Raw genomic sequence first — 11604 nt, forward strand, 5'->3', positions numbered from 1 at the left:
AACTGATGCAGGACGATCTGTTCTCTGCGGGTACGCCGGAAAAAGATAAATACAGGCCGCTGGCTTACAGGATGCGGCCCGCAAACCTTGATGAATTTTCAGGGCAGGAACAGGCTGTAGGAAAAAAAGGGTATCTTAGGGGATTTCTTGAAAAAGGAAGTATTCCTTCAATTATATTCTGGGGGCCGCCGGGCACCGGCAAGACCACTCTGGCGATGATTATTGCCAAACACATAAACGCGGAATTCATTCCTTTATCCGCGGTTAACAGCGGCACAAAAGAAGTGAAAGAAGTCCTTGAAAAAGCCCGCCTTAACCATGCAAGAGGCAAAAAAACCATTATGTTTATTGATGAAATACACCGTTTTAATAAGTCCCAGCAGGATGGTTTTTTGCCGCACGTTGAAAACGGCACAATTATCCTGATAGGCGCCACCACCGAAAACCCGTCTTTTGAGGTAAATTCCGCTTTGTTGTCAAGGGCAAGGGTGATAACGCTAAAACCCCTTGAAGAAGAGGATATCAGGCAGATAGTTTTAAGGGCGGTCAATGACAAAGAACGCGGCCTGGGAAAAAGAAAGATTGGAATACACGATGATGCGTTTAAGGTGTTTGACCTGTTGTCAAACGGCGATGCAAGGACGGCTTTGAATATCCTTGAAATGATAGACAATATGAAGACACAAGAAAGTTATGAGATAACCGTTGATGACATAAAAGAGGTTACGGAAAAAAACACCCACTTCTATGACAAGGGCGGGGAAGAGCACTACAATATAATATCAGCGCTTCATAAAAGTATGAGGGATTCAGACCCGGATGCTGCCGCGTACTGGGCTGCAAGGATGATGGAATCGGGAGATGCTCCTTTATACGTCTCGCGCCGAATAATAAGGTTTGCCAGCGAAGACATAGGCAATGCGGATACAAATGCTCTTGTTGTGGCGCTTGCCGCAAAGGAAAGTTATGATTTTCTTGGAAGCCCGGAAGGCGAACTTGCAATAATACAGTCGGCTGTATACATGGCAACCGCGCCAAAAAGCAACGCGGTTTATATGGCGCATAACCTTGTCAAAGAAGACCTTAAAAATTTCAGGGATGACCCTGTGCCTATGCATATAAGAAACGCGCCCACAAAACTTATGAAAGAGCTTGGTTACGGCAAAGGGTATAAATACGCGCACGATTACGAAGGCCATTATGTAAAGCAGGACCACCTGCCGGACAGGTTAAAGGGCAAAAAATATTATGAACCCACCGACAACGGAGCGGAAGCGCAAATTAAGGAAAGGATGAAAAAATGGCAAAGCGGCTCCTGATGCTTTCGTTTTTTCTGGCCGCGGGATTAAATCTGTCCCTGGCTGAAGAACCGAAAAAATCAGAAAATGAAATTATGCAGGTAAGGGTTAAAGAGATACATTTTTTTGTAACGCCCACCTTTAAATTTGTCCTTCCGGATACAAGCATAAAAATGGGAATAGTGCAGGATTTTGATAAATCAAAACTTGAAGGCTCCACGGAATACAATTATGTTTACAGTAAAATGAATTATCTGGTCAAATACAGTTTAAATTTTAATTTTCCTGTGTCCGTAAGCCTTTATGATAACATCTGGTTTGAACGCATTTTTGAAAAAAGGAAATACCTTCAGCGCAACAGGGGGGTAAGGGTAGGGCTTGAAACTCCGGAATTTCTTCAGTTTTTCAGGGTAAAGGAGTCAATAAAAAGGGAAACCTATTATTTTGCCGCGCTTGATGAAAGTGTAAGTACTGACGGCGGAACGATTAATATCTGGGACAGCGTTTTGGAAGTTAATATTAAGGATCAGCTGCAAGGCAATGACTTTTTAGCTTCCGCGCATTTTGAAAAGGGCCTTCCGGGAAATGAATCAAGATACAACTATTTGTACCTTAACATTGATGCGGCAAAAAGTTTTACGATAAACGGAAGTGACAGGTTTTCCATTTCGGCTGACGCGGGTTATGTGCTGGAACGCTATGACCTTCCTGCGTGGAAACGGTACTCACTTGGCGGCTATGATTCCCTGTGGGGCTACAGGGTGGATGAGTTCTATGGGGATTACAGGTTCAAATGCAGGTTCAGGTATGACCATAAGATTTTTGATAATATAGGGTTTAAAGTGATGCTGATGGAGCTTACATCTGTAAATGGGTTTATTTTAATTGATATGGGCAACACCGGTGATATATGGCAGATGCAGAAACTTGACCGGTACAAGACAGGCGCGGGCGGGGGATTGGAAATAAACCTTGTCTATAATAAAATGAATAAATTCAAATTATCTGTGGCTTTGGCGCAGGCAATCAACGGAAACAGCGTGCCCACGTTCTATTTTGTATATGACATATTGTAGAAAGTGCAGTGTTTATGTCGTGTCAGATTCAGGTACTTTTTCTGAGAGGTGTTTAGGTTGTTTTGTTTGAATTTGTAGGGACGGCGCTCCTGCGCTGTTCGGTAGTTTATTTGTCTTGGCAGTGGTAGACGCGGGTCTTCAGCCCGCGGAGGTTTTATTTTTATTGTATTATTCCAAAAATGTTTATTACCGGTATTTAAACAGATATAATAATCAGAACAACTTTCGGAGGGGAGGGAATATGAAAAACAACATGAAACTAATAATTATCTGTATATTTTTGTTTACTTTTATATTCAGCTGCAAAAAACTAAAGAATCCGACAGTGCCGGAAATAGATGTTAACAATATTTATACAAATACCTGTACCGCAACTGCCACGAACGGGGGTGTTAATACTGCCTCGCAAACTCCCACTATAACGATAACATTATCTGAAACCGATACAGCAACAAAAACACCAGTAACTCAGCAAACATTTACGAACACACCGGAGCTGACTCCAACATCGACGTTTACTATAACGCCTACGCAAACAATGACAATACAGGCCATGACGTTTATTGCCACACAGACTGCAAGCAGTACGGTGTCACTGACCGCAACCGCAACAGTAACTGCAACAGTTACTATGACAGCAACAATACAGCTGATTGGGAAGATGGTATTTGTAAGCCAAAGAGACGGGAATGAAGAAATATATACCATGAACTCAGATGGCAGCAATCAGACAAGGCTTACCAATAACACGGCAAAGGACATGTTTCCTGAATTATCATACGACGGCAGTAGAATACTTTACACAAGCAATCTGGATGGTGATTATGAGATATATTCAATGAATTATGACGGAAGTGATGTTCAGAAACTGACAGACAATACTTTTGTTGATGGGTATGCATCATTTTCACCGGACGGTACCAGAATAGTGTTTTTAAGTAATAGAGAGGGTGATGACGATTTGTACATTATGAACGCTGATGGAAGTTCTCAGACAAGAATTACTGAAATACATACCTATGTTATTCATCCTGATTGGTCTCCTGACGGTAGTAAAATAGTTTTTGAATCAATGATTCTTTCATATACAACGTATTCACAGATTTATGTAATTAATGTTGATGGTACGGGCCTTACTAAACTTTCCAATGTAGAATATGCTGAAGGACATCCTTCCTGGTCTCCTGATGGCAGCAAAATAGCCTATTTCAGCAACTTCGGCGGAAGTCTTGAAATATGGATTATGAACTCTGACGGAAGTGGACATATTAAGCTTACATCAAATGGCGGAAAAAACATATATCCTGTATGGTCTCCTGATGGCTCGAAGATCGCTTTTTATAGTGACAAGGACGGAAATCAGGGTATTTATTTAATGAACACAGATGGAAGCGGGCAGATAAGAATAACGAGTGGTTTAGTTTCGGACATAAGTGTTTCATGGAGATAAGAATGTTAAAGCGTGACAGCAGAATTCTATCGGATTGTTGAAAGTCAGCAAGGTTGGTGTTTTATCATTTATGTAGTGGTTGGAATGAGCCTGCGAGCGGAAGCATACGGGATAGTCGCGCCTTTTAAGGCGCGATTTTTAGATTTGTTTTATATGCTATCCAAAAAAACGGGCTGTGTATGGCCCGTTTTTTTATTTGTTTTAATGTTTTTTATTATTTGCCTCTGACCTTCCGTCCCTCAGTGCATCTGTCCCTCCCTCCCTCGGCTTTCATCTATGGGATATGGGATAAAAGTTTATGGGTTAAAGAGCTGTTAAGGTACTTGATTTTATCGCCTGTTTGCTATATTATATGAAGGATTTTAAATCGCTTACATATTATGGAGACGTATATATGAGTTTATTGCTTGCAGGATATCAGTTTAAAGGCCCGGAGCCGCTTGTGGATTTTAAAGAGACTGACATAGATAACGGCATATTTGGTATTTTTTTCCTTAAAAATCCCGAAAAACAGAAAGCTAATTATGGAGTCTTATACCTTTCAAATGTGGAAGAAATAAAAGCCGCAAAGGGATTTCCTGAAAATCATAAAAAATACGCTGAATGGGCACAGGAAGCTAAAAGTCCGGCCAACCTTTATATTGGATTCTGTCCCACACCCGGGCTTGTCCCGCAGAAAAGGGATTTGATAATTAAGCACCTTATTTACAGATATAACCCAGCCTGCAATAAATAAAGTCAACCAAATCGGGTTTGAATACGTCTAAATGTAAGTCAGTTTATGTTGATAAAACGTTATTGGTGTGATAAATTAGTATAATTAAAGCCTATACAGGCTAAATTTGAAGGGAGAATAAGATGAAAAAAACAATTTTTTTAGTATTAATTGTGTTCGCGGCAGCATTGTTTGTTGGTTGTAATCAGGGTAAAGTGGTGGCAAAGGTGGACGGAAAGGTAATAACTGAAAGCGATCTTAAAGCGGAAATTGACAACCTTCCGGCTAATTTAAAACCGTTTGCGTCCGACCCGGGGATAAGAAAAAACATTCTGGATAATATGATACTTGATAAGGTTATAATGGGCTATGCTGAAAAAGAAGGAATTACAAAGAAAAAAGAAGTGCTTGAAGCGGCAAAGGAAACAGAAAAGTCAATAAGGGCAGAGATAGAATCACAGCTGGCTATGCTGAAAAAACAGCAGGAACGTATTTCGGAAATGTCACAGAAAGAAGCGGTTATGAAAGAAGTTTTTGAAAAAGGCGTAAATTTTGCTGAAATTCCGGTAACAGAAGCGGAGATTAAAGACGCGTATGACCGTTATTCAGCAAGAAGAAAATCACAGGATCCTAACGCAAAAGTGGAACTGCTTGCTCAGATAAAGGATAATTTAAAGCTTGGCGTTGCAAGGCAGAAATGGGTGGAACAGTTAAAAGCGGCGGCAAAGATAGAAATAGAAGAAAAGGCGTTTGAACTGCCGGCGGCCCCTCTTAATTCGGGCATAAAGCTTGAAGCTCCAAAGAAATAACAAAGTTTTTTCAGCAGGGCTGATAATAACAGCCCTGCTGTCTTTTATACTTTCGGGGTCGGTTTTTAAAGAAGCCCCGGATGTTCTGGCAAAGGTGGACGGTAAAAAGATTGTAAAGGAAGATTTCTTAAGAAAGACAGCCCTTTACGGAATAACGGTATCTTCGCATGAACAGGCCGAAAGTTTTTTAAACGGGATGGTTAACGATATGCTTATCCTGAATATGGCTAAAAAGGATAAAGTTAAAGCCGGCAAAGAAGAGCTGTATAAAGAAATAGAAAATTTTGTCCCGGGCTTTTCTGCCAAAGACATTAAAAAGGTTCTTAAAAAGGGCGGCATAAGCTACAGTTACTGGCTTAAGGACATAAAAGAGAAACTTATAATAAAAAAAGAGATAGAACATGTTTTAAAAGGCCGGCTGGTTATAACCGACAGGGAACTTAAAGATTACTACTGGACTAATATCCTGGAATTCAGGCAGGCCAGACGGGTCAAGGCAAGGCAGATAGTGACCGGTTCCCTTGAAAAGGCACAGGAAGTCCTTTTGAAAATTAATAATAAACAGCCCTTTGAAGAACTTGCAAAGGATTATTCCATAACTTCGGAAGCGCATGATGGCGGCGACCTTGGTTATGTAAAGCACGGGGATGTGCCTTCTTTCATGAACCAGCTCTTTACAATGAAAAAGGGCGCGGTAAGTTACATAATAAAATCACCGTACGGATATCATATTTTCAAGTGCGAAGATATAAAAGAGGCGGCCACGCCCGCGTATGATGAAGTAAAAGAAGATGTGGAAAAGAAGTTCCGCGAAATAAAGAAAGACGCGGCTTTTTCAGTATGGATGAAAGAATTAAGGCAGAAGTCGGATATAAAGCTTTTTTTGGAACATCTAAATCTGGTTGTAGAGGAGGTTTTACATGCAGAAAATTAAAATAGTTGTAATTCTAACAGCGTTATTTATACCCGCGTTTATAATCGCGGCGCCGTCTTCGGATAAAATAGTGGCAAAGGTAAATGACGGGCTGGTGCTTGAAAGCGAAGTAAGGGAAGCCTATGACGCCATGACCGCGCAGCTTGAAGCTGCCGGGCAGAAAGTGTCGCCTGATCAGCTAAAAAAAGAGATATTAGAGAACCTTGTGCAGCAAAAACTTTTAATAACCATAGCACAGGAAGAAATGGTAATAGTGTCAGAAGAAGCTGTGGCTGATAAAGTGAATGAATTTCTTTCCGGTTTAAGGGCGCGGTTCGCGAATGAGGAAGCGTTTGAAGAAGCGCTTAATAAAGAAGGGCTTTCGTATACTGATTTCAGGCTTAAAATTGAATCGCAGGTAAGGGATGGGCTTGTTTTTACAAAACTAAAGCAGAAAAAACAGCAGGACTTTATAAGTAAAGCGCCTGTGGCGGAAGCCGAAATGGCAAAGTATTATGATGAACACAAAGGCGAATTTAAGGTCGGCGATGAAGTAAATATTTCCCAGGTGATGATAATGCCGGGATATTCCGGAAACAGTTCTCAGAAAGCCGCGGAAGTTACTTCCCGCTTAAAGTCGGGAGAGGATTTTGAAAAGGTTGCGTCATCGCTTGACGGTGTTTCAGGGATAAGCGCTGCGGAACTTGGATGGATAGATACCACACAGCTTGCAAAACCCATTATGGATGCACTGGCAAAACCTTCAAAGAATAAGGTTGTAAATGTAAAGTCAGACGGCTCTTATCACATCATAAAGATACTGGACTATAAAAGCGGAAGCGAACAGACGCTTGATGATGTAAAAGATAAAGTAAGGATGAAATTGATAGAAGGTAAAGTTGATAAGATGTGGCAGGATTGGATAGACGAAGTAAAGGCGAAGGCATACATAAAGTACATGTAACAGGTAACAGGTGACAAGTAACAAGTAACAGGTAACAGATGACAAGTAACAAGTAGCAGGTAACAGATGACAAGTAACAAGTAGCAGGTAACAGATGACAAGTAACAAGTAGCAGGTAGCAGGTAACAGATGACAAGTAGCAGGTTGCAAGTAACAGTTGTAAGTTGTAACTTGTCAGTTGTAAGTTGTAACTTGTCAGTTGTAAGTTGTAACTTGTCAGTTGTAAGTTGTAATTGTAACTTGTCAGTTGTAAGTTGTAACTTGTCAGTTGTAAGTTGTAACTTGTCAGCTGTAAGTTGTAACCTGTCAGCTGTAAGTTGTAACCTGTCAGCTGTAAGTTGTAACCTGTCAGCTGTAAGTTGTAACCTGTCAGCTGCAAGTTGTAACCTGTCAGCTGTCAACTGTAAGTTGTAAATAGCGGAGGCGTTTATGATTAAAGCGGCGATAATAGGCGGAACCGGGATGACCGGCCGCGAACTTATAAAAATACTTGTGAAACACCCTTTTGTAAAAATAAATTGTGTTACATCCCGCGGAAGCGCAGGTGTGAAAGTTGCCGACGCTTTTCCTGAAGTTAACGGGCTTATTAACCTGTCTTTTGTTGACCCTTCAGACAAATCTGTGTTTGAAAAAACAGACGTTGTTTTTGTCTGCCTTCCGCACACGGAAGCCATGGAATTTGTAAAACAGGCGCATGACAAAAATAAAAAAGTTGTGGATTTAAGCGCTGACTACAGGATTCAGGACATAAAGATGTATGAAAAATGGTATAAGCACGCGCACAAATACCCCGCGCTTTTAAAGAAAGCGGTTTACGGCCTGCCGGAATTTTACAGGGATAAAATAAAGAAGGCGGATGTGGTTGCCAATCCTGGCTGCTACGCTTCATCGCTTATATTCGGGATAGCGCCGGTTTTAAATAAATATGAAGTATCGGATATTATAGCCGATTCCAAATCCGGCGTTTCCGGTTCCGGGATAAAGCCCACCGCAAAAAACATATTTCTTAATGTTAACGAGAATATTTACCCTTATAACACGGGGCGCGCCCACAGGCACGTGCCGGAAGTGGAAGAAGCGCTGTACCTGAAGCTAAAAAAGAAGGTAAAGATATTTTTCACCCCGCAGGTAATAGCGGCGGAAAGGGGAATATTGTCCAATATTTACATAAAAACAAAAAAGAAAGTTGACCCCGCGGATGTTAAAAAAATGTTTCAGGCGTTTTATAAGAATGAACCCTTTATCCGCATTGTTGATTCGGTATCGCTGCATCAGGTGCAAAACACCAATTTCTGTGACATAGCAGTATCCGGTGTAAAAGAGATGAACATGCTTTTAATATCCACAGTGCTTGACAATATGGTTAAGGGCGCGTCAGGCCAGGCAGTGCAGAATATGAACCTTATGTTCGGTTTAAACGAGCAGGAAGGTTTAAAATAATGGAAAAGAAGTATGTGCTTCCAAAAGGTTTTAAAAGCGCGGGTATACAAGGGCAGATAAAACCGGGCAAGATTGATACCGGGCTTATCTTCTCTGAAACGCCGTGCGACTGCACGGCTTTTTTTACAAAAAATAAACTTAAAAGCGCGCATATACTTCTTGATCAGAAGAGGGTAAATAATAAAATACGCGCGGTTTATGCCAACAGCGGCAACGCTAACGCGTTTACGGGTCAGCAGGGCGTTGATAATATTATAGAGATAGGCAAAGTTGTGGCCAAAACGCTTAATGTTCCGGAAAATTCTGTTCTGTTTGCCGCCACCGGCATAATAGGCAAACAGCTGCCGCTGGACATAATGGTGAAAAACGCTCCTGTTGTATGTAATGCTTTATCCGCCAAAGATGACAATTATCCCAAAGCTATAATGACAACCGACAAGTTCAGGAAAGTGCGCTCGTCAGTGTTAAAGATGGGAAACAAGACCGTAACAGTAAGCGCTGTGGGTAAAGGCGCGGGGATGATATCGCCGGACATGGCAACGCTTCTGGTGTTTTTAATGACGGACGCGGTTATAGATAAAAAGCTTTTAAGGGAAGCCGCCAAAGAGGCGCTTGAATATTCTTTCAACAGGATAACGGTAGATGGGGACATGAGCCCTAACGATACCGTAATGTGCCTTGCTAACGGGCAGGCGGGGAACAAGAAAATAAGTTTAAAGGGCAAGGATTACACTGCGTTTAAAAAAGCCGTGTCAGACGCTTTTTATGGAATTGCTGAAGATATGGTGTCTGACGGCGAAGGCGCCACAAAAGTTGTAAAAGTGGAAATTATTAATTCAAAGACCAAAGCTGCGGCCAAAAAAGCGGCTCTGCGCATTGCGAATTCCCAGCTTGTAAAGTGCGCGTTCTTCGGCGAATCGCTTAATATGGGGCGCATACTTTCAGCCATTGGCCAGACCGGCGTGAATGTGGATTTAAACTCCATATCAATAGATATCGGCGGGTACAGGGCTGTTGAAAAAGGGAAACTGATAACAGGCGATGCGCTTAAAAAAGTTTTAAAGCAGGACAAAATACATCTGTTAATAGATTTTAAGCAGGGGAAAGAAAAGCATTATATTCTTGCGTCTGATTTAACTTATGACTATGTAAGGGAAAACGCGGATTATTCTTAGAATAAGATTTGTAGGGACAGCGCTCCCGCGCTGTCCGGCTCTTTGTTATTAATTTGGTATTTTGGTTTTACGGCGGTTTCAATAAGAATACAAAGTAATGCTTTTAACGGGGGTAACTTGAATAAAATTATTATTCTAATATTGGCTGCAATTTTTTTGTGCTCCCCTGCCTATGCCATTTCCAATGCGTATATTGACGCGCGTGTTGCTACAGTGACGCTTTATGACGATACCCTTGAAAGCCATAATCATCTGCGTAATCTTAAAGGGCGCTTTACAGTAGGTAATGGAGAGGGCAGGCCGCTTTTGTATGGTTTTCCAACAGCGCCATGGAGTTCCATTACCACAATAAAAATTGATTACCCTAATGGCGGAACAGCTGCTTTTGGTTATGGCGGCGAGTATGTATCGGGACCTTCTGACAGCCCCGGCAATACCGTAAATACAACTGTATGGAAAATAAGCAATATTCAGGTTACGCAGGTTTTATCGCTTGTTGATAATCCAAGAGGCAGCGGGCTGCCGGACACTGTGGAAATAAAATATGTAATAGAAAATCTTAACGCGGTAAACGCAAGTGTGGGCTTAAGGGTAATGCTTGATGTCAGGCTTGGCACGGAAGCCGCCGGCGATAATTCGCCTATCTTTGTTCAGGGCGCGGGTCGGATACAAAAAGAAAGGGAATGGGTTGGCGCGGCGGTTCCGGAAGCGTGGCAGACCGTTGACCGTTATGATAATCCGCTCATTAAGGCGGAAGGGGGGCTGTCAACCGGAAGCGCCACAAAACCTGACAGGTTTCTGGTTGGGCAGTGGACTTCAATGTCTTCAAATCCGTGGCTGTACACTTTAAATACTACAGATAATATTGCCGACATTGCCACGGCAATTTACTGGGAATCTTCAGTTTATGCTCCGGGGGAGAAAAAAACTTTTATCACTTATTACGGGTTGCCTTATGTATCCGGGGCTAATATTGATATGTATAAGAGTGTTGACCCCGTTGAAGCGTTTCATGGCGATACGCTAAGCTATAATATTTCATATTCAAATATAGGCGGCGCTGCCTCATCATCTGTTTATATTTGGGACACGCTGCCGTGGAACACGTCTTTTGTTGACGCATCCCCCGGCTATTCGCTTACAGGCAGGGTTATTTCCTGGAGCATAGGCGCGCTGTCCGCTTTAAGCTCGCAGTTTTCCGTGTGGTTCAGGGCGGGAATAAATCACGATCAGGGGATAACGGTAGAAAATGAAGCTGCAGCGGGTTACACAGATGCGTACTGGCTGGATTATGAAACTGCGCGTTCCAATAAGGCTGTGGCCGCAATTTTCACATCCACAATAACGCCTACTTCCACCATAACACCCACGTCAACTATTACTCCTACATTTACAATTACGCCAACGCCTGCGCCGTATCTTTGGCTTAATACCGTTAATGTTTTTCCCAACCCTTCAAAGTCATCCGCAAAAATTGTTTTTTATGTAAGCGTGGATTCCGAAGTTACGCTTAATATATACACTGTTTCAGGTGAGCCTGTAAGAAAAATACAGCAGGAATTCTTCGCCGGCACAAATGCGTTTGACTGGGATGTAAGAAACAATGCCGGCGCAAAAAGCGCGTCCGGGCTATATGTTTACCGCCTTGAAGCCCGAAGTAAAAAAGGGGAATATCAGGAAACCTCCGGCAAACTGACGGTGGTAAGGTAATTACAGGTGACAGGTTACAAGTTACAGGTTACAAGTTACAGCTGACAAGTTACA

11 protein-coding genes are annotated in these 11604 nt (G+C 42.0%); all 11 read left to right on the top strand.

The window, feature by feature from the left end; translation table 11 throughout:
* Nucleotides 1-5: 5 nt before the first annotated feature.
* Nucleotides 6-1319, top strand: a complete 1314-nt coding sequence (locus tag CVV21_12455; protein ID PKL90473.1) for an AAA family ATPase — start codon at nt 6-8, stop codon at nt 1317-1319.
* The gene (locus tag CVV21_12460) at nt 1319-2374 is read left to right on the top strand and encodes a hypothetical protein (GenBank protein ID PKL90474.1); all 1056 of its coding nucleotides are present in this window, start codon (nt 1319-1321) and stop codon (nt 2372-2374) included. Before CVV21_12455 ends, CVV21_12460 begins: the two co-directional genes overlap by 1 nt.
* Before the next feature lie 241 nt (nt 2375-2615).
* A complete protein-coding gene (locus CVV21_12465) occupies nt 2616-3824 on the top strand; it encodes a hypothetical protein (protein PKL90475.1) in 1209 nt (402 codons plus the stop codon).
* Between the two features lie 394 nt (nt 3825-4218).
* A complete protein-coding gene (locus tag CVV21_12470) occupies nt 4219-4560 on the top strand; it encodes a hypothetical protein (protein ID PKL90476.1) in 342 nt (113 codons plus the stop codon).
* A gap of 122 nt (nt 4561-4682) precedes the next feature.
* Entirely contained in the window at nt 4683-5348 is a 666-nt protein-coding gene (locus CVV21_12475; GenBank protein PKL90477.1) for a hypothetical protein, read from the top strand.
* Nucleotides 5329-6282 carry a hypothetical protein gene (locus CVV21_12480; protein ID PKL90478.1) on the top strand — a complete coding sequence of 318 codons (954 nt, stop codon included), beginning with the start codon at nt 5329-5331 and terminating at the stop codon, nt 6280-6282. The genes CVV21_12475 and CVV21_12480 overlap by 20 nt, the downstream gene beginning before the upstream one ends.
* Nucleotides 6269-7225, top strand: a complete 957-nt coding sequence (locus CVV21_12485; GenBank protein ID PKL90479.1) for a hypothetical protein — start codon at nt 6269-6271, stop codon at nt 7223-7225. The genes CVV21_12480 and CVV21_12485 overlap by 14 nt, the downstream gene beginning before the upstream one ends.
* A 129-nt stretch (nt 7226-7354) precedes the next feature.
* Complete coding sequence (locus tag CVV21_12490) at nt 7355-7639, top strand: hypothetical protein (GenBank protein PKL90480.1); 285 nt, start codon at nt 7355-7357, stop codon at nt 7637-7639.
* Between the two features lie 15 nt (nt 7640-7654).
* Nucleotides 7655-8665 (top strand): N-acetyl-gamma-glutamyl-phosphate reductase, encoded by a 1011-nt coding sequence (locus CVV21_12495; protein ID PKL90481.1) that lies wholly within the window; start codon nt 7655-7657, stop codon nt 8663-8665.
* Nucleotides 8665-9840 (top strand): ornithine acetyltransferase, encoded by a 1176-nt coding sequence (locus tag CVV21_12500; GenBank protein ID PKL90482.1) that lies wholly within the window; start codon nt 8665-8667, stop codon nt 9838-9840. Before CVV21_12495 ends, CVV21_12500 begins: the two co-directional genes overlap by 1 nt.
* A 117-nt stretch (nt 9841-9957) precedes the next feature.
* Nucleotides 9958-11550: a hypothetical protein gene (locus CVV21_12505; GenBank protein ID PKL90483.1), complete on the top strand. Its 1593-nt coding sequence runs from the start codon at nt 9958-9960 to the stop codon at nt 11548-11550.
* The last annotated feature ends 54 nt before the right edge of the window (nt 11551-11604 follow it).

Source organism: Candidatus Goldiibacteriota bacterium HGW-Goldbacteria-1 (genome assembly GCA_002839855.1).
GTDB lineage: Bacteria > Oederibacteriota > PGYV01 > PGYV01 > PGYV01 > PGYV01.